This window comes from Acidobacteriota bacterium (assembly GCA_016208495.1).
Taxonomy (GTDB): Bacteria; Acidobacteriota; Blastocatellia; order Chloracidobacteriales; family Chloracidobacteriaceae; genus JACQXX01.
Map to the genome: position 1 here is coordinate 21071 of JACQXX010000099.1, position 21104 is coordinate 42174.

The 21104-nt window shown below is 53.1% G+C and carries 12 protein-coding genes; 3 read left to right on the top strand and 9 right to left on the bottom strand.

From position 1 onward, the window contains the following. Positions 1 to 45 precede the first annotated feature (45 nt). Entirely contained in the window at positions 46 to 2019 is a 1974-nt protein-coding gene (locus HY774_20255) for a response regulator (GenBank protein MBI4750817.1), read from the bottom strand. Between the two features lie 15 nt (positions 2020 to 2034). Then, a complete protein-coding gene (locus HY774_20260; GenBank protein ID MBI4750818.1) occupies positions 2035 to 2970 on the bottom strand; it encodes a HAMP domain-containing histidine kinase in 936 nt (311 codons plus the stop codon). Between the two features lie 585 nt (positions 2971 to 3555). Here HY774_20260 and HY774_20265 point away from each other — a divergent pair. The 3 genes from HY774_20265 (at position 3556) to HY774_20275 (ending at position 6323) form a co-directional block, all read left to right on the top strand. Then, the gene (locus tag HY774_20265) at positions 3556 to 3702 is read left to right on the top strand and encodes a lmo0937 family membrane protein (protein MBI4750819.1); all 147 of its coding nucleotides are present in this window, start codon (positions 3556 to 3558) and stop codon (positions 3700 to 3702) included. A 154-nt stretch (positions 3703 to 3856) separates the two neighbouring features. Next, positions 3857 to 4372: a YggT family protein gene (locus tag HY774_20270; GenBank protein MBI4750820.1), complete on the top strand. Its 516-nt coding sequence runs from the start codon at positions 3857 to 3859 to the stop codon at positions 4370 to 4372. Positions 4373 to 4604: 232 nt separating this feature from the next. Continuing rightward, positions 4605 to 6323 (top strand): peptidoglycan-binding protein, encoded by a 1719-nt coding sequence (locus HY774_20275; GenBank protein ID MBI4750821.1) that lies wholly within the window; start codon positions 4605 to 4607, stop codon positions 6321 to 6323. A gap of 716 nt (positions 6324 to 7039) precedes the next feature. On the opposite strand, the gene HY774_20280 is transcribed toward HY774_20275, so the two are convergent. The 7 genes from HY774_20280 to HY774_20310 form a co-directional block, all read right to left on the bottom strand. Beyond that, a complete protein-coding gene (locus tag HY774_20280) occupies positions 7040 to 15601 on the bottom strand; it encodes a cyclic beta 1-2 glucan synthetase (protein ID MBI4750822.1) in 8562 nt (2853 codons plus the stop codon). A gap of 791 nt (positions 15602 to 16392) precedes the next feature. Continuing rightward, positions 16393 to 17103, bottom strand: a complete 711-nt coding sequence (locus HY774_20285; GenBank protein ID MBI4750823.1) for a class D sortase — start codon at positions 17101 to 17103, stop codon at positions 16393 to 16395. Between the two features lie 28 nt (positions 17104 to 17131). Further along, a complete protein-coding gene (locus HY774_20290) occupies positions 17132 to 18112 on the bottom strand; it encodes a VWA domain-containing protein (protein ID MBI4750824.1) in 981 nt (326 codons plus the stop codon). Positions 18113 to 18206: 94 nt separating this feature from the next. Beyond that, positions 18207 to 18461: a DUF3185 domain-containing protein gene (locus HY774_20295; protein ID MBI4750825.1), complete on the bottom strand. Its 255-nt coding sequence runs from the start codon at positions 18459 to 18461 to the stop codon at positions 18207 to 18209. A gap of 90 nt (positions 18462 to 18551) precedes the next feature. After that, complete coding sequence (locus HY774_20300) at positions 18552 to 19277, bottom strand: LPXTG cell wall anchor domain-containing protein (protein ID MBI4750826.1); 726 nt, start codon at positions 19275 to 19277, stop codon at positions 18552 to 18554. Between the two features lie 379 nt (positions 19278 to 19656). Next, positions 19657 to 20337, bottom strand: a complete 681-nt coding sequence (locus tag HY774_20305) for a Crp/Fnr family transcriptional regulator (protein MBI4750827.1) — start codon at positions 20335 to 20337, stop codon at positions 19657 to 19659. Between the two features lie 187 nt (positions 20338 to 20524). After that, positions 20525 to 21079, bottom strand: coding sequence for a hypothetical protein (locus tag HY774_20310; GenBank protein ID MBI4750828.1), 555 nt, complete (start codon positions 21077 to 21079; stop codon positions 20525 to 20527). Positions 21080 to 21104 lie beyond the last annotated feature (25 nt).

Below are 21104 nucleotides of genomic sequence, written 5' to 3' on the forward strand. Positions count from 1 at the left end.
GTTTATGGCGAATGAGGTAATTGGGGCAACTTTTTCCCGAGTGTATCACAATTTTCCGGATCGCCCGGTCAGACTTGAAATCACAACCACCAGTTCATCGGCATCCACCGGTTTGGGAATATGCATTTGGAATCCAGCCGCAAGCGCCCGAATCCGATCAACCGACCGACCAAATGCGGTGAGCGCAATTGCCGGAATCTGTCCGCCAGCATTGGCCGACAGATTCCGAATTTTCCGAATCAACGAATACCCGTCCTCATCCGGCATACTGATATCTGAGATAATCAAGTCAAACACCTGATTTGCCAGGATGATTGACATGGCTTCTGCCGCTGAAGCCGCCAGGGTCACCTGGGCCCCAAACTGGCGCAACAAGATGGATAACATTTCGCGGGCATCGAGCTGGTCATCCACCACCAGGAGCCGCAGCCCGTTGAGCGGCAAAGGTTGAACTGCCGGCATCTCTCCAGAAGGTGTTCGATGGACACTGAACGATTCTTTTCCCAGGGCACGGACCGGCAACCGGATACAAAACGTAGCGCCTTTTCCTTCACCGGCACTTTTGGCTGTGACGCCACCACCGTGTAATTCAACCAGATGCCGCACGAGCGAGAGTCCAAGCCCTAACCCGCCATGGCGCCGGGTATTGGACGTGTCGGATTGACGATATCGCTCAAAAATGAACGGCAGAAATTCAGGGTTGATACCTTTTCCGGTATCAGACACTTCAATCTGGACATAGGGGCCATTGCGCTCCAGGGAAACTCGAACCTGCCCATTGGGCGGAGTAAATTTGATGGCGTTTGAGAGTAAATTCCAAATCACCTGCTGCATCCGGTCGGCATCACCCGTGATGAACCCGGCACCTGGTTCCAGGATCAGGTGTAATTCGATGTTTTTGGCTTCTGCCGCGAGTCGCATCACATCGCTGGCAGCCTCAATGATTGGATGGAGATCTATCGGTTGGGCGTCCAGCCGGAGCTTGCCGGAGATGATCCGCGACACATCGAGCAGATCGTCAATCAGTTTTTGTTGCACTCGACCACTGCGCTCAATGGTTTCGAGCGCCTGGGAAATGGTGGATTCATCAGGATTTTTACTGCGCAGGATGCGCGTCCATCCCAGAATGGCATTTAACGGTGACCGAAGTTCATGCGAAATAACCGCCAGAAATTCATCTTTGGCGTGAGTTGCGGCTTCGGCCTCGGCGCGGGCGGTTTGTTCTAAAAGAAGCAACTTTTCCCGTTCCGCTTCAGCTTGTTTTCGGGCATTGACATTGCGGGCGATTCCAATCAGATGCGTCACGTTCCCTTCGGAATCGTGGATGGCCTGTGCCTGAGAGGCAATCCAGTCACTACGGCCATCGGCGAGCAAGGTGCGAAATTCGATGTCATAGGGGGCTTTTTCATTCACGGCTCGCGCTGCGGCCACCTCGACCAGATTGTGATCCTCAGGATGGACAACCTGTAAAAACCCGCTATAGGTTCCATCAAACATGGTGTCAGGGAGCCCAAAAATTGAGGCCAGGTTTTCCGACCAGACCATTTTGTTGTCCTGAATATTCCAGTCCCAGGTCCCCATCGAACCAATATTGAGCGCCAGCCGCAACCGGTCTTCGCTCTGGCGTAATAATTCTTCCGCCCGCTTGCGGTCGGTGACATCAACCCCGGAAGAAATCAACCGGGTCAGATTTCCGTCTTCATCGAAGAGGGGCACCAGCGCAAAATCAATTGTAATGAACCGGTCTTCGCCAAAACGGACTTTGACATCATACCGGCGGGGCGTTTCACCTGCCGCCGCCGATTTGATCGCCGCCCGCAACTCGGCCTGGATATCGGGGGAATAGGACCACCAGTAGGTTTCCTCAAATGGTTTATTCAAGACATCTTCGGCTTGCAGTTGGGCCGCCTTGAGCGCCGCACGGCTGGCTTCAATCAGGGTGCCGTCCGGCTTTAAAACGCCGACAAAAACAACCAGCCGATCAAGAGGGAGACTGCCATCCAAGGATTTTGTAGTCATAGGTTTTTCTTTTCATTAGGGCTGCTCCGGGAGCCAGGGAGGATGAAAGAAAGGAGCTCCAGGCATCAAATATCGAAGCCAATCCGTTGGCGGGACGTTGATAAATTTAAGCACCGGAGAAATGAGCCGTACGGGGTTATTTTCAACATTGGTTCGGAGGTGCGATTGAGTTTTGACCAGAACCGGCAGTGTGACGACAAAGGTGGCACCGCGACCTTCTCCATCGCTGCTGGCGTGTACGGTGCCGCCGTGCAACTCCACCAGGTGCCGTACCAGTGACAGCCCGAGCCCGAGCCCACCGTATTTTCGCGTGGTGGAACAATCCGACTGGCGAAACCGCTTAAACATATGCGGCAGGAATTCGGGCAAAATTCCGATTCCGGTGTCACTGACCGTCAATTCAACCTGGGCCCGAACTTTCTCTAATTGAACCAGGACCTGACCACCCGCCGGTGTAAATTTGACGGCATTGGAGACCAGGTTCCAGGCAATTTGTTGCAGGCGTTCGGCATCGCCAGCCACAAAAATATCAGCCGGGTCAAATGAGCATTCAAGGTGAATCCCCCTGGCTTCGGCCACTGGTGTCAGCGATTTGATGGCCGCCTGGATGACCGGTTTGAGTTCAATCTCGTGAATTCCAGGCTGGTATTTCCCCGTGACAATCCCGGCAATATCGAGCAGGTCCTTGATCAATTGATGCTGTAACCGGGCACTCTTTTCAATGGTTTCCAGAGCACGTGTGGCATCCACGGGAGTGAGTCTTCCTGAGCGTAATGCCGTCAGCCACCCAAGAATTGAATTCAGCGGGGTGAGTAATTCATGCGAGAGGGTCGCCAAAAACTCATCTTTGAACCGATTTAATTCTATTTCCTGGTCATGGGCGGCCTGCTCACGGGTGAGAAGATGGTTGCGTTTCTGATTTTCGTTTTTGGGTTTCTTCCTGTTCATCATTTCCTCACCGGTATTCAGAATCGTTGCCTGATTTCCCGGCTTCCCAGGAACTAAAACCAGAGCTTTAGCAGGGAACCTTGTGCAAAGTTTGTGCCAGAATAACTCAAACCTGGCTCGAATTGAATCCAAAATTTAATCTCAAGTGATTGAGACAGATTCTTATTCATAATCAAAAGAATGATTTACCTGATTCAGAATGCAACCTGATGCAGGTGGTGAATGGCATTTTAGCCTGGATACCATCAGGCAGGCAGGTGCCAGGGGGCGTATCAACTTCGTACATCAAGGCCATTGGATTCATACAGCGTGTTGGGCTACCGCATTAGAACCATACACCCATTTCATTCAAGCAAACCCTATACAAGAGATAGAGTTACCTGACGATCCCCGATGATCTTCCTCTCTGGCACAAGAATTGCCCTTAAAGGGGCAGCACCCCAGACCTTCTTTCTTTGATTGAATCCTCAGAAACGTACAGCTCTCTTTTGTTTGTAGTTTCCTTTGTTTTTTGATCAAACAAAGAAAACTGGGAGCGATCAAGGCTCAAACCTATTTCAATACTCAAAAATTTGATCGGAGCACTCTATGGTGTGGACAATTTTGGTCGTCCTGTTTGTGTTATGGCTGCTTGGTTTTTCAATCGGACATTTTGGCGGGTTGATTCACCTGCTGTTGGTGGCATTTTTAATTGTTGTGATCTTTCAGTTCCTGACTGGCCGGCGTAACCTGTAAATAAAAGTATATAAGACGTTTACCAAACTCAATATTTTAAAAGATTATTGATACGGATAACTGACGACAAACGAAAAGGAACCGGCCCGTTCACGGCTGATAAATAACACTGGTTGTTGATTCAGCGCCTGGAATTCGGGCCAGGAGAAAGAAGATGGAAGATAATAAAGTGGCAGTTGATGAAAACCGCCGTGTCGGGCAGCTTGCCTCGGTCAAGTCACAGGTCGAAGGTGATGTCCACGCCGAAATTGCCGCCCAGGCTGAAGTTGCCACTCCGGCGGAAGATAAGCGAATTCAACAGGTTGCCGAACAGTTTCGCGGCAAGGCGATTGACGAGGTGGTCGGCACCGAGCGCGAAGTCACCGTCGGACGTAGCATGGCCCGGATTTCGCAGGTGTTTGACTATGTTTTTTGCATTATCTATGGGTTGCTGGTTATCCGGCTGATGCTGGCGCTGATGGCCGCCCGGTCAAGTGCCGGGTTTGTACAATTTATCTACGCCATTACTGATCCGCTCTACGCCCCGTTTCGGGGAATCGTCGGCAGCCCATCGGTCAACGGATATACCCTCGCCTTACCAATTATCATCGCGCTGGTCGTGTATTTGTTGCTCCACGCCGGAATCAACGGATTTCTGCGGGTCATCGCACAACGGAAAACCGAAATATAGACGACGGCTGACACTTTCCCGTCCGCACCGCCAGACGATAAATCACATTTTGGGTTCAGGATCTCGGACCTGGGTTTCTTTGAGAAAGAGCTATTTTTCAAGAAGTTCCCCTTTTTCCAATCCGAGGGACTGCCCTTCAAATGGTATGACCCCTTTCCCTTCACCTCTTCATCAACGACCGGCTCCGGACCGTTTATCAGGGTGAATGCCAGATGACACATGAGGTCCAAACATGAATTTAGTTGTAAACACCAATCCATTTCTCTGTGCGATGCGCAGATCCTTTTCAATTCTCATTCTCTGTTTTCTGATCCTGTTGATGGCTGGCGCGCCGCTCTCGTGCCAGGCGGCCAGCGGGCAAGACATTCGATCAAGTATTCGATACTCAGGACCTGACATCCGTTCCGGCACGGTGTTGAAACTCCGAATGGACAATACCCTCAGTTCAGCCACGGCTCAGACCGGCGAGACCTTTACCATGACGGTTATGGAACCCGTGATCGTGAATGGCCAGACCGCCATTGCGCAAGGCACCAGAACCCAGGGCCATGTCACCAATGTGGAACCCGCCCGGCGCAACGAAACGGGCACAATCTCGGTTGAGTTTGATCGGCTGGTGTTTGCCAATGGCCAGTCGCTTCCCATTGATGGGCTGCTGACAAGTACGGATCCGGATGTAAAAAATCAAATTGACGAAGAAGGCCGCACCACAGGCAGTTCCACCACGAAACGAAATATTATTTTCGTTGGTGGCGGTGCCGGTGTCGGTGCCATCATTGGTGCCCTGGCCGGAGGCGGTAAAGGGGCGGCGATTGGCGCCGGGGTTGGTGCCGGGGCTGGTATCCTGGGCGCCTTGTTCAGCAAAGGCTATGAAGCTCAGGTGAAAGCCGGAGATACCTTTAATTATGAATTAACCCGCAGCCTGCGGATGTCGGATGTTGATTCCGGCTACAATTCAGCCAATACCGGCAACCACAATTCAGGTGGTGGCTATGGACAAACCCAGCAAGAATACACTGATTTAGAATTTATCAAGCTGGCTCAGGTCCAATTGCGGGATCGCAATTATTATGGTTCAGCCATTGATGGACGCTTCACCGCCAGCACTCGCTCGGCGATCAAGAATTTTCAACGTGACAAACGCCTTGAACAAACGTCGCGACTTGATCTGCAAACCGCCCAGGCATTAGGTTTGGTGGACAATAACGGAAATATCACTGGAAATAATACTGGAAATGATAATGACCGAAACAGTCGTCTGGTGCGCGTGGTGGAAGCCAAAGCCTACCGCCAGTCAGACCGCAGTATTCGTGTTGCTATGCTGACCGAGGTCAATTCCGGTGGCTGGAATATCTTTGGGGATTATGAAATCAAAAACGGCCAGATGGAAGTCTGGGCGCGTGGTACACCACCCACTGGCTATGCCTCCCAGGGGAACAGTCGAAAGAACCTGGATGTGATTAGCCGTGAAGATGTATCGCGGATCCGAACGGTTGTGGTCCATAGCGACAATCGCGATTGGACCATCGCCGTCGGTTCTTCCAACCAACCTGGCAACGGGTCGGGAATGAGCCTGGCGTCGTCACTCAAACTGCAGGCTGATCGGATGCTGGCCACCGTCAGATCACAATTTCGAACCAATGGCCGAACCAGCCGGTCATCAATCTGGCAATTGAATGAAAATGAGGCCACTCTGTACTCATCACTGGCCGCCCTGGCTGCATCTACCCAATTCTATGCCGAACTGGTTGACGCCCGAAGTTCTGATGAGGCCCAACGCGGGGCCGCCGAAGTGATCATCCGCAATGCACGTCGCGTCAGCCGGATGATGCAACGTGGCGGACGTTCAACCGATAGGATCCAACGTGACTTTGATGCCTATGACTCTGGCATAAAACAATTGACCGACCAGTACCAGTTCACTACTGAAAATGAAGAAGCCTGGAAATAAGAACAGGTTGGAGTCAATAGCCAGCAGTCAATAATGCCAGTTAAGAGTTAAAAAAATAAGCGGATTTGAACCCGCGAAGCGGGTGGCAGGCTCGTAGCCCAGGGTGCAACCCTGGGCTACGAGCCGGCGCCCTTCGTGGGCTGAGAACCAAAACGGCTTTAACTCTTAACTGGCATCAATAATGCCAGTTAAGAGTTCGTTAAGCTCATTTGATTGAATTACTTGACCCAGAAAAAATGCGAGAAAGCCCCATCCTCAACCGCGAAGTGGTAGGGCGGGGCTTTCTCGCATTTTTTCTGGTAATACCATTTTGGAATGATCCTGTTGTATTAATAATGCCAGTTAAGGGTTGAAAAAATTGTTCGTTGAAAACAAAGGGCTTATCAAAATCTCAGATTTCAGACGTTCAATCTGCTGTCTGTAAGTTGTTGATTTTGAAGTCTCAATTTCAACTCTTAATTCGCATTAATAAGAGGTTAATACTACAGCGAGGTTTTAATAAAAAACCGAGTTTTGAGCCCAGGAACTGGGCGGCAGGCACGCTAGCCCAGGGTGCAACCCTGGGACCAACGGCCCGGCCTCCCTCCCGCCCCACCGGCAACCCAGGGTTTCGAAGACTCCACCCTGGGCTACGAGCCTGCCACCCGCTTCGCAGGTTAAAACCGAAACCTCGCTGTAGTATTAAGTTATTGATAGGATTGTATTTCCCTTAGCCCTTAGCCCGATACCCTCAGCCCTAAATGGTATAAGATCGTTACTTCTACCGTGTGCTCCTTCCGATCATCTATTAAAAGAAGCGCCTGGCCTTCCTGGGCCTGTCCGTCAACGGTCATGCCTGGTTTTTCAAGGGTTGGATCCGAAATTCGCCGGATGGTGATGTGATAAACCGTTTCCCGAAAGCGGTAGTGAATCGTATAGCCGTCCCAATTTGCCGGCAGGCAGGGGGTCAGAGAGAGTGTATCCACTTCCAGATTGAGACCCAAAAGTGATTCTAAAATGAGCCGGTACATCCATCCGGCTGAACCCGTGTACCACGTCCACCCGCCGCGTCCAACGTGTGGCGGACGGGCATACACGTCGGCGGCAATGACATAGGGCTCGACCTTATAAACTGTCATTGCTTCAGGCGACCTGCCGTGGTTGATCGGGTTGATGATGGAGAACAATTCCCAGGCTCGCTCGCCCTCACCCAGCTCAGCAAAGGCCATCGCTGCCCAAATCGCGGCGTGAGTATACTGGCCGCCGTTTTCACGGACGCCGGGAACATAGCCTTTAATATATCCAGGGTTAAGGTCAGATATGTCAAATGGAGGGTCAAGTAATTGAATCAGCCTCTGTTCCCGCCGCACCAGCCGCTGATTCAGTGCCTCCATTCCTTGACGGGAGTGTGCCCTGTCACCGGCGCCCGAGAGCACCGACCAGCTCTGGGCAATGGAATCAATCTGACATTCAGCATTGGTGGCAGAACCCAACGGTGTGCCGTCATCAAAGTAAGCCCGGCGATACCACCCGCCATCCCAGCCGTGCTGTTCCAGGTTTTCGCGTAATCGAGCCGCTGTCTGATCACAGTGACTGGCAAAGGATATGTCCTGATGGCCCCGCGCCACCACCGCAAACCGGACGAGCACCTGATAGAGAAAAAACCCCAGCCAGACACTTTCGCCGGTGCCATGCTCGCCCACGAGGTTCATCCCGTCATTCCAATCGCCGGAACCAATGAACGGCAGGCCATGGTCGCCGAATTTCAGCCCTCGTTCGATGGCAAGCCGGCAATGTTCATACAGCGTGGCAAGGCGTTCCGACTGATTGGGGAGATTGTAATACGACTCTTCTTCCGGATTTAATTCCCGACCTTCGACAAAGGCGACCGGTTCATCCAGAACGCCGGTGTCTCCCGTGCTGGTCACATAGCGATGTGTGGCCAGGGGCAGCCAGAGGTAATCATCCGAACATTTGGTTCGCACACCGCGCCCCATTGGCGGATGCCACCAATGCTGGACGTCGCCTTCCGGAAATTGCCGCGAGGCACAGACCAGCAGGTGGGCTCTGACCGCCTGCGGATCAATATGGATCAGTGCCATGACATCCTGTAACTGGTCGCGGAAGCCAAACGCCCCGCCGGATTGATAATACCCGCTCCGAGCCCACATCCGACAGGCCAGGGTTTGATATAGGAGCCAGCCGTTGGTCAAAACATTGAGTGATTGATCGGGTGTTTCCACATGAACGGCGCCCAGGGTGTGTTTCCAGTAGTCCCAAACTTGTTCCAGCGCGAGGCGGGCCGCTTTCGGTCCCCGGAACTGTCGGGCGAGTTGGGTTGCTTGAGCCGCGTCGGTTCCAACCCCGAGCAGAAACACGATTTCGCGTGTCTCTCCACCCGCCAGATCAAATGCCATCTGCAGCGCGGTACATGGGTCCAGGGCAGCGCCGAGTTTGCCCGACAATCGCGACCGCTTCAGAGCGGCTGGATTCTGGAGTGTCTGATTGCGTCCGATGAACTCAGTCCGGCTCCCGGTAAAGGTCCGGGTCGGGTCATCCACATCAAAAAATGCCACTCGACCTGGAAACTCGGTGTTGTAGGTATTTCGCGCCAGAATGGCACCACTGAGCGGATCCAGTTCAGTGCTCAGATGCATGGCGGTTTTTGGCGGCAGGTCTCCCAGTACCCACTCGACATACCCCGTGACCGAAAGGCGGCGCATCCGGCCAGAATCGTTGCGGAGTTTCAGGACGATGAATTTGACAGGTTCCTTGAGCGCCACATAGGTCCACAGTTCGGAACTGATGCCGTGCTCGGTATGCTCAAAAACACTGTAGCCAAATCCATGACGGCAGGCATAGGGTGTGCCTCCGCGAACAGGTAGCGGCGTCGGCGACCAGTAATAGCCAGTGTCTTCTTCGCGAATGAAGAAGGCTTCGCCGCTGGAGTCGCTCACCGGGTCGTTGTGCCACGGGGTGAGCCGGTACTCGTGGGCGTTTTCGCTCCACGTATAAGCGGCACCGCTTTCAGAAATGACACTGCCGAAACCTGGATTGGCCAGCACATTGACCCACGGCACCGGCGTTGATTGGCCGTGCGCCGTGGTGATGACGTATTCTCGACCGTCGCGGGTAAAGCCACCCAGTCCATTGAAGAAAATCAGATCGTCACGGGGTGACCCTCCAACCGGGATTTCGATTCGGCGGTTTCGAACCGGGATCAGAAGCGGAATCTCAGGTTCAATCGGCCCCCGGAGTTTGAGCTGATCCGCAAGTGTTCCCAGTCGGTCAGATAAAATCACGCGGGCGACCGAATGAACCAGGATTCGGTCTTCGGCTGAAACCTGGTCAATGGGCCGGACAAAGATTCCACCCGGTCGTTCCATTGACCCTGATTCGATGGTGGCCGGGATCAACTGCATAATTTGATCGTGTAACAATTGCTGATAGCCGGTTCGGTCTTCGTTCCAAATCACCAGATCCACCGCCAGCCCCTTGTGCCGCCAGTAGGAATGAGCCTGAATCAACCGCCGAACCAGGTCAATATTGGACGGGTCCCCGATTTTCAACAACACAATCGGCAGGTCGCCGGAAATCGAATATCCCCACAGCCCGGACTGTCCACGTCGGTTCTGGATCAAAAGACTGGCTTCGGCTCGCAACGTGGCATTGGCATAGAGGATTGATCTGGCCAAATCACAGTACAAATGAGCGTCGGCTTCGGTGGCATTCAGGTGGCGCAACGTCACGTGGCTATGGGTCCAGGCCAGGTCAAAAACCCGGCCTGCAATCCGCCAATCCTGATATTTTTCGACCAGTCCCAGGCACAAATCGCGGGTTTCGCCAATCCCCGTCACAATATTGACCGTGGCCGATGTTTCTGGTTCCAGGATGATTTGATACCGGATGGCCACAATCGGGTCGAGGACCGAGCCTTCGCTACCCGAAAGAGGGCCGGTTTCACTCATCGCCAGGGGATTGACCAGTGTATTGCCGCGACCAATAAAGCGCGCCCGGTCCGTTTCATAGGAAACTTTGTTGATTTCAGCATTATGAACGGTCATCAAATGAAACATGCAGACCGTCAATTCGTGCTCGGAACGGGGTCGCCGGGCACAGACAATCGCCTGTCGCTGGGAAAGAATCTCCGTCTGAACAAACAACTTGCTAAACGCAGGATGCAGGGCATCGGCAGCGGACGAGGTCAGCACGACTTCGGCAAAACTGGTAATTTCGAGGACAACCCGTGTCCGTCCGGTATTTGTAATGCGGACGCGCCGTAATTCGATATCGTCTTCAGGTGAAACCGCGACCTCGGTATGGGTGTCAATCCCCGCGTTGCGGTTGCGGAACTCGCCACGGCCTTCTGAAAAAATTGCTTCGTAGTGCTCGGTTTGTTTGAGTGTTGGTTGATAGGAAGTGGACCAGTATTCCCCGCTGGTCACATTGCGCAGGTAACAAAACGTGCCCCAGTTATCGCGGGTCGTGTCCTCTCGCCAGCGGGTAATGGACAGGTCTTTCCATCGGCTGTATCCGCCTCCAGAGTTGGTGAGCATGACGTGATAGCGGCCATTGGAAAGCAACTGGACTTCGGGCACCCTGGAATTTGGGTTTTTGTAAATGCGCAATGGCCGGTCTGAATTCTTCGGACCGGTATGAACCTCGGTGGTTTCTTCGGGCGGTGAATAAAACTCGGTGGTTTTTGGGACCCGTTCCTGCAGCAACAGCATGGTTGCCTTAAACAGCGGCTCGGCCTCAAAGCGTTTTTGCATCGGACGGTTCAGCAGCACATAGGCCATTGACAGAAAACTCATGCCCTGATGATGCGCCATAAATGACCGCACAATGGCAGTGGATTGTCCGGGAGGAACTCGGGTCAAGGTATAATCAACGGCTTCATACAGGCCGTACTCACCTTCGACCCCTTCAGCGGTCAACCGCTGCAGGTTCCGGCAGGCTTCCTGTGGCGCGACCATCAGTGCCAGCGCCGAGGCATACGGAGCAATCACCAGATCCTCAGCCAGACCGCGCTTGAATCCGAGCCCTGGCACGCCAAACGCCCGATACTGGTAATTCAGATGGAGGTCAACGATGTTGTAGCCTGATTCCGAGACGCCCCAGGCGACACCGTTCTTGCGGCCATATTCGATTTGCGTCTTGACCGAGGCCCGGTACGTCTGGTCGAGCAGCGTGTCGTCAAAGGTCGGCATAACCAGCAACGGCATCAGATATTCAAACATTGAGCCGCTCCAGGAAAGCAAGGTCGGCCCACCGTCGGCGGTTGTCAGCAATCGCCCCAGGGCAAACCAGTGTTCCTGTGGCAATCGTCCCTGGGCAATGCCCACAAAACTGCTCAATCGTGCTTCGGAGGCCAGCAAATCATAGTAACTGGAATCCAGTCGCCGTTCGCCGACATTGTAGCCGGTTGCCAGGAGCTTTCGCGTCGGGTCAAACAGAAAGTCATATTCCATTTGAGCCAGGTCCCCACTGCGCCCGGCAAGCTCGTCCAGCTCTTTTAACCGTTCGGCAGCCCGCAAACGCGAGTGGCTGACCAGCCGTCGCAATTCGTTTCCAACAAGCTGGTCTTTTGAGGAAGGAATGGTCAGGGTTGCCAGTTGCCGGAGCGTGAGAATGTCATTCATTCCAACCTGAACAGCATCCGGATGGATGATCCAGGGGGCCAGAAACTGCAATTCATCAAGCGCTTCGCGGCAGTGCTGGGTCAACACACTTGCCCAGTGGACCTTTTCTTTTCCAGAGGAAGGCGTCAGGGTTTGAATCATTTCCTCGCCGACCTTGAGCAGCCCTTCCAGTCCTCGCCGGACTTCCCCAAGCGTGGTGCGTGGTGAGGAGCAAGCCGCCCCAATGCGGGCGTGCAACCTGAGAAGTTGCGTCGAAGTTGAATCATTGAGGGCATCGGTCAGAATCTCAAGTGTGTCACTGATGCCTTCAAACAACCGGGGTCCGACAATCGGGCGATCAGGCAAATCCAAAAGAGCCGTTCGCAAAATCAACAAATGTCCGGCCAGGTTGCCGCTGTCAACCGATGAGACATAGAGCGGCGGGAGCGGCACCAACGTTTGGGTGTCATACCAGTTATAGAAATGCCCCCGGTGACGTTCCAGCCGATCCATCGTGTTCAACGTGTTCGTCGTTCGGTTTATCAGTTGGGTGGTGGTGATGTATCCGAAATCGTGAGCGGTGACATTGGCCAGCAAGGCCAGACCGATATTGGTCGGCGACGTCCGGTGGGCAATGACTGGATTTGGATGTTCCTGAAAATTGTCGGGTGGCAGCCAGTGGTCATCCTGGCCGACAAACTGCTCAAAGAACCCCCAGGTTTTGCGGGCCAGCTTGCGCAAGAACACCGATTGCTCGACGGTTAATGTGGCTTCGTGCCGGGCGATGGGCTGGCTGATCCACCAGGCAAGCGCCGGTGCCACAAGCCACAGGACGAGCAGCGGTGCCGCCACAATCAGTGCCTCCGGTCTGAAAAAGGCCAGCCACACAGCCGCCATCAGGGCAATAGCAGGGGCGCTCCACATCAGGCGGTATAACCCGATGAGGTCGGTTGGGGCCTGACGCTCGGCGTCAATTGACGGATTCCATTCCAACAGGTGTTTGTGCGAAATCAGCACCCGCCAGAGGGTCCGAACAACGGCATCAAGGCTGAAGACAGCCTCAAACGGAAGCATCGCCAACCCAAATACAGCTTGCGAAAGATTGCGAACGGTTGTGTGCATCACCAGGGACAGGTGCGGCCTGAGCCTCCGATCCGCCGGTTTTTGAAACAGGTCCGGAAGTGCAACCAGGACTGGCGGAATCAACAGGATTCCGACAACGGCACAGGTCCAAACCCACACGGGTGATAAAAACGCCCAAACAAACAACAACAGCATCATCAACGTGGCGGGGGTCAGGCTTCGCCGCAGGTTATCAAAAATCTTCCAGCGAGACAGCAATGACAGCGGATTCCAGGCCCGGCCTCCGCCAGAAATCGAAACCCGTGGCAGCAACCATTCGGCAATCTGCCAGTCGCCCCGGATCCAGCGATGGCGGCGGCTGACATCGGCACTGTAAGAAGCCGGGAATTCTTCGTGCAACTCGACTTCACTGAGTAACCCTGAGCGGGCATAACACCCTTCCAAAAGGTCGTGGCTGAGAATGCGGTTTTCGGGGAAGCGATCTTTGAGTGCGGTTTCAAATGCCGCGACGTCATAAATTCCTTTTCCAATGAACGAACCTTCGCCAAACACATCCTGATAGACGTCAGATACCGTGTGGGTGTACGGGTCAATGCCGGTTTCCCCGCCAAAAAGTTTGGCGTACCGGGACCGGTTCAGGCCCGACATGCTCACTGTGACATGGGGCTGCAAAATGCCATATCCAAGGTTGACACAGTTGGTTTTGGCCTGATGTCTGGCCTGGTTGAGCGGGTGCGCCATTGCCCCGACAAACTGCCTGGCCGAATTTCGTGGCAGGTGGGTATCTGTGTCGAGCGTGATCACATATTGAATGCCTGATAACCTCGTGCGGTCGCCAACGACAACCGCAAAGCGGTCTTCTGAGCCATCCAGAAGCAGCGCATTGAGCTCCGCCAGTTTGCCTCGCTTGCGTTCATATCCCATCCACGTTCCCTGAGGAAGGTTCCATCGGCGTGGGCGGTGAAAGAGAAAAAACGGGCCGCTGCGATCTTCATCATTGTCACAATATTGTTTGTTTAAGGCTTCGATTCCCTGCTGGGCCTGTGCAATCAGGGCAGCGTCTTGCGAAGGTATTACTTCCTGGGCGGAATCCCGAAAATCTGTCAGCAAGGCAAAGCGGAGATTTGGATCTCGATTGGCCAGAAACCGGACTTCCAGAGCTTCCAGCAACCGCTCAACCCCCTGAACGCTGGTGAGCATCGTCGGAACCACAACCAGCGTCCGGCAGTCGGGCGGAATTCCTTTTGAAAAATCCAGGCGTGGCAGCGAATGGGGTTTGACCGTCAGGGTGGCAAACCAGTTCATCAGCGCCACGGCCAGGTGCAGCGTGCTCACCAGGGCAAATCCCCCAGTCACCGCCAGTTGCCAGCCTGGAATCCCAATGCTCCGGGCAGCCGTGATCCACAGAAAGGTCAATGTAGCCATCAACACCAGAATTGGGCCAAGGTAAAAGGTCAATGGAAACTGACACCCTGCCCGTTGGAGAACCTCAGCCACTGGAAGTCGCCGTTTCAGGCGTTGCTCAAGTTTCTGCAACCCGGGGCCAACCAGAAAGAACCCGATATGGGCAGCGCGGTCGGTATCTCCGTGTTGACTGGCGCTGGCTTGTGAGAGTTGAACCACCTGCCGGGCTGTCTCGGTTTCGGTATGTGGGCTGTGCTTCGCAATTTGCTCAACCACGTGGCGATAGGCATCGCGGGTTGAAAAATCCATCCGGGAATAGACTTCAGCCGGATCAGTCCGCAAAATTTGTTCGACAATACTCATCGCCTCGACAAATTCGCGCCAATCCATGCCTCCTAAAAACCGAAGACTGCCAATGCTGTTGCCAATCGAAACCTGATCTGCCGCCTGTTGCTGGTTTTCAGATTGCACCAGATGTTCAATCGTCTGACCAGTTTCGGCCAGACGCTGTTCGATCCAGGTGATCGGTAACTTTAAAGTTGGGCTTCGACCCTGTACCCGCCGCACAAATTCAGCCACAAACGAACTGACCAGGAGCGGATTTGACCGTGCCATGTCTGCCACCACCAAAATGAGACCTTTCGGGTCTTTTTCGGCGGTTTCCATCATCAAATCGGCCCACCGGGCGGCCCGGTTTCGAGTGCTCCAATCAGAGGTAATGCGGGATCCAACTCGACGGAGATTTTCGATCAATGCCAGTCGGAGCATAATTGGGATGGCCCATAACTCCCCCAATGTCAGCGGGGTGATAGCCTGATAGGCCGTGACAAAGTGTCTCAGGCTTTCCGGATCAACCCGGCCATCGCCATGAGCAATGGCCTCAAGCACGACGTCATACACACGCGGCAATCCAGCGGAAGGGCCGGTGAGCAGGCGCGGCAATTCCCGGCTATATCCTTTGGGGAGATGCCGTTTGGCGGTGCGGATTTGTTCTTCAATCAGGTAAAAGTTATCGAAGATCCATTCCCCGGCAGGTGGAATGCGACGTTTGGCTTGAACGGCTTCCATCAAACGGGCGTGAACATCCATCAGGATGTCTTCATTTTCGGCCAGCCGGTTCAGCAACCGATCTGGGCCCGGAGCTGGATTGATGCGGTGCGATTTCGCCAAATGGTTGGCGTGCAGCTCCATCTGTTCCCGGCTGAACAATTCCGCACGCACCGGCACCTCAGAGCGCTCGGCTTTGGTCTCCACTTCAGTTCGGTAAACATACCTGGTCAAACGGAGCCGAAGTCGGTCAAATGCCGTTGGGCGTACCTTCACAAAAACTCTCCTTTGGTCAATCAGGTCCGGGTCCTGGTTCCCAAACGGCCTGATCCACCCAAACCATCTGGTGACGAGGCTTCAACGCTGGTCATGACATATTTCATCCACACGAGTTCAATCGTGTTCTGTCCCAGACCTGAAACGGATTTCATCTATATTGAGCAATCGTCGTGCCGTACCTGGAAGGAAGGAGAATCTGGAGTGTATGTAATACCAGTCAGTAGTCAGTAGTCAGTAGTCAGTAGTTCACTAAGTTTATTTGATTGAATTACTTGGCTGTTCTCTCATACGATCATTCCATTGCAAAATGGTATAATCGAATCTCAATGAGGAATCTGGCAATAGTCAATCCTGTAAAATAAACTGGAACTCAGGCGTGTGTGCAACTCATACAGCGGGAGGAGGTCAACCAGCCCGAGTGTACTGTTTCGGTACACTGTGGACACCACAAGGCGAGAGCTTTTCAGAACAAGGTTCAGCGGATCGTCTTGAAACGAAAAGTGAATACTCGTATCCGAGTCACATTTTTTACTGCCTTCGGCCCATTTATTTGAGCTTCAACCGTCAAACAGAGAATAGCTGTCCCTCAAACAGTCATTCTCTGTTTGGAAATGAAGATAGACCACAAACTCTGGAACCGGAATCCCCACGCTTCATCAGCGAACCTTTTGTGCCCGAACAATAAATCTGGTGGGGGCAGGCCCAATATAGTTAAAGGGATAACACGTCACCAGCGTCAAAACATCGCTGCCATCATTATTGAGCACTTCAATGGCATCTGGGGTGACCACTTTGGTGGAGTTCACCTTATACGAATAAGTCCCCGTCAGGGTCGTCAGTTGGATTTCATCATCCAACCGAATATGGCGCAGGCTGCTGAAAAATGTGTTGCGGTGGCCGGCAAGCGCGATGTTGCCGGGCTGACCCGGCAAGGGCGTCTTTGGAAAGTGCCCAACCGCTCTTTGGAGGGTACGTTCGGTAATCCCTTCCAAAATCATAACTTTCAAACCAATCCGGGTGACTTCCATTCGACCAATGACCGAACCTTCCGCAACGCGTGTGACGGGTATTTTCGGAACGGTCGGTGTCACAGAAGGCACCTTCGCTGGTGGCATCGCTGGCGGCGAAACCGGCGGTAAACCCACTGGCAGTACCGGCGGGGCAACCGTGGCTGGAGATTCTTTCCGGCGACTGAGTGCTTCGTCAAACCGCTGGGATTCTTCAGTTTGATAGATCCAGGCTGAGAACATCACCAGGCTGACATAACTGAGTATCAGTGTCCCCATCACCAGGCAGATATTCCGGCCCCATTTCAGAATCCATCCCAGTCGTGGCAGATGGATCATCATCCATTGAATTCCAAACATCGTCGTGGGTGCTCCGGGTGGAAAAAGGTTATGGTTTTAAAGGGGCTGAGTATCCGGCCCGCGTTCGGACCGAGAGATGTTCGTTTCCAGGTACATTGACCTTCACCTGAATGGCCCGGTACGTCCCGTCATACTTCAAATTGGTCGGGGCATAGGTCAGGCTGTACTGGTTGCGAATATCACGGGCGATGCGTTCACAAATCGGGAGGGCCTCTTTGACTGATTTGGCCAGAAATGCCTCGCCGCCTGTGGCTCTGGCAAGTTCTTTCAGCACCTTCGCGTTTCGATCTTTGTCGCTTTCGTCATAGATGCTAATGGTGTAAATGATCACTTCGGACTTTCCAGCCAGCGCCAGGATGTGAGCCAGGGTATGGGTGCTGGCATTGTCACCGCCATCGCTGATGGCAATCAGGACTTGTTTCTCCCGATTTCCTTTCTTCAAATGTTCAAACGCAACCGCCAGCCCGTCATAGAGTGCCGTCATGCCGTTGGTTACATTTTTGGAAAGGGCCGTTTCTAACTTGACCACGTTGTCTGTGAACGGAGTGTCCGGCGGAAGCCCAAATGAAACCCGCTCGTTAAAGTTGACCACAAAAATCTGATCACGGGGGTTGCTAGAGCGGGCAAACGCCAGGCCGGCGGCGATGACTTCGGTTCGCCGGGTGCGCATACTGCCACTATTGTCAACCACCAGCCCGACGGTCACCGAAACATCTTCATGGTGAAATGTATCAATTTGTTGCAGGATTCCGTCCTCAAATACCTGAAAATTTTCTTTTTCAAGCCCCGAAATAAACGCCTTTTTGTCATTTTGCACGCTCGCATGCACAACGACCAGATCAGTATTGATCTCGATGGCGTCCGGATCCTCCTGCGGTGCTTTCACCAGTTTGGATGGTGTGGGTGGCACCGGTTTATCGGGCTTTGGTTTGGCAAAGCTTGGGATAAACATCACGAAAAAAAGCACGATCAGACACTGGTTCAAGGTTTCCAATTTGATTAGTTTCATACGCTGATACCGAAAAAACACGGCTCACCATTGAGTCTACCAGTCTGCAGTCAGTCATCCGCCGTCAGTCGTTCACTCAGTTTATTTGATTGAACTATTTGACTATTTTCTGCTTCACTGCTTCCCCCTGGGATTGCCTGGTCCCAAACAACAGCAAAAAAACACCACTCACCAGCACCAGTCCTCCGAGTATGGGTGAAAGCGCCACCCGTTTCTGGGTTTCCCGAGTGGCATGAATTGGTCCAACATCCAGTATTTTTTCTTGACGGGTATAGCTAAACCCTTGAAAGACAAGGAACAGAACACCCGCCAGCACCAGTACCATTCCGAGTACAGCCGTTGATTTCATAATTTTCCTCTGTCTCAGAGAAACTCTGGTGATTCAACCAAATCGGATGAATTCCCAGAGTTTCCTCATCATAAGGTGAGCAAGTTAACGTCAGACGCCAAAGCGTTTGGCCGCCAGGAGCAATCCAAAGCCGGCACCGAGTGACAGGAAGCCAATCAGGGCAAAGAGTGGCAACTGACTGGCGGTTTGAGGTAAGCGATTGGTTGATTCGCCAGTGTCAATAGTTGAAGCGACCTGGGTATCGCGTTTTTCGACCACATACTCAGTTTCTTCACCGGTCGGCTGGACTGATTTGAGCGGCGCCGTTCGCAGGGCGACGATGGGTTCGTCAGTTTCAGATTTGGCGTCGGCCTTGATAACAGGCTCCAGTTCGACGGGCATCGCCAGCACTGGCTGACGGGTTACCCTGGCTAACTCATACGCCCTGGTCTTGGGATACACAAACTCTTCACCCCAATTGGCGCCGGGGTAAAACCAGGCGCGGATGGCTTCGGGTGCGCCAGCCGCTCGTTCCCCAAAGGTGATGACCGTTTTATCGGTTGACTCTAACCGGTAATTGGGGATGGCCAGAATCGTTGCAAAGAGATGGTTCTGATCTTCATTGAAAATCTGAACGATGTGACGGTCAGATTGTGAGTCCATCAGCAAAAAAACATAGGTGCCGGCAGGCAGGATAATGCCGCCCGGAACCTCGATTGGCTGACTGAAGGTCAATACAGTTTTCTTATTCCACGTATCAGCCTGGGCGCTGGATGAAAACATCAGTGCTGCAAGGCCGAAACAAAGAATAATCAGGGTAATTGTAAAACGTTTCATAGGTTCCTCAGTTTTTGTTGTATTTGCCGCTACGATGGAACTTCCACAGTAATGCGTATTTACGGAAATGAAGTTTCTGGTACTGTGCGGTCCAATAGTGGAGAGCGACTGTACTTTGCCCAGTCAGGGCAATTGTAATACCATTGTGAAATAAATTTACTGTACCAAAATATTGGGGGATGAACTGTTCTTTGTCACCTGGTCATCCGATAAGACCGTGGGCTGCGCACCACGGCTATTACACGACGACCCTCCGGGCCTGAAATCCGTGGGCTGCGCACCACGGCTATTACACGACGACCCTCCGGGCCTGAAATCCTTATCCTTTCCCCTTGTCCCCTTGTCCCCTTGTCCCCTTGTCACTGTGTCTTTCCTGTTGTCAGGCGAGTGATTCCAGATAGGAGGTGAGTTTATCTTCCTTGATAACAAGAAAATGGTCGGCGTTGAGTTCGATCAGGCCCATATTTTTAAATCGCTGCATAAAAACACTGACCCTGGGTCGAGTTGTCCCAACCATTTCCGACAACTCTTCGTGCGAAATTTTAAGTTCAATCCGGATGCTGCGCGGGTCTTTTTTTCCAAGTGTACGAGCCAGTTGGAGGAGGGTCTTTCCTAATCGTTGTTCGCTGTCCACGGTGACCAGATTGGCGATCATCTGCTGCTGGTCGGCAATCCGGGCTGCCAGGTAGCGGATAAAACCCTCGCCGAGTGAATCCCGGCCTAAGCGGGCCAGAAACTGCGTGCTTGGAATTTGTTTAAGGATGGTTATCCCCATGGCGGTTGCCGTTTCCAACCGGTGACCGACCCCAGAAAGGCTCAACTCCCCGAAAATATCTCCGGTGGTATGGATCGCCAGAAGGCATTCTTTTCCTTCCGGTGAAACCATCAACAACTTGACCTGTCCACTGACGATAAAATACACCATTTCGTCATTGTCGCCGCAGGTGTAAATATGACTATTTTTTTTCACTTTGATTGAGCGGGTGTGAAGGGTTTCATCCTGGAGCGATTCCTGCATTTGTTGCTTGAACCGGATGGTATAAGGATTTTCTTGAATCATACGTGTGCCCTCTTTAGAGGTAAACTGAGCGAGAGACAGCAACTGAATCCCTCAGGAAAATAACGACCGGACAAATGTTTGACTACCAATATACAAAGGTCAAAGGAAATTTCAATACATCTGAAATGTCTCTGAAGCTGGCATCCGTGGTTTTGGAAACGGATGCCCGCCATCTGAACGTCGAGGTTTATCGGTGGACGAGGTCGCTTCCTGCCGCCACCAGCTCGCGCTCGATCAATTCTTTATCGGCAGCGGAGTGCGGCATCACACTCATTAAGATACCACCTGGATTGGCATTCTGGTTATTGGTATTGACCAGGTCTCGTGGAATTCGGGCCCCGACGGCCAATCCAATCAAGCCTCCGATCAAACCACCCGCCCCAGCCCCAGCAAAGGCCGCCACGACAGGTCCGGCGATAATGACGCCGGTGCCGGGGAGCATCACCATCGTGCCAACCGTTAAAATCGCGGCCACGATGGCCCCAGTGGCGCCGCCGATTGCCCCGCCCAGGCCAGCCCCTTCCAACGCTTTATTGCCCAACGTGTAACGGCTGGAATTGGCCAGGGTATTGGTCTTGCTCAGATTGCTTACTCCATGCGTCGTCATGATGTTGATATCTTTGGCGGTGTAATCAAGCCGGGCCAGGATGTCCATGGCGTGCCGGGCGTGATCGTGATCCCGGAAAAATCCGGTAACCATTGAAGTTCCATTAGTGGTTGTGATGGGTGCGGTGTATGCCATTGGGTTCTCCTCTTTATTTGAAATG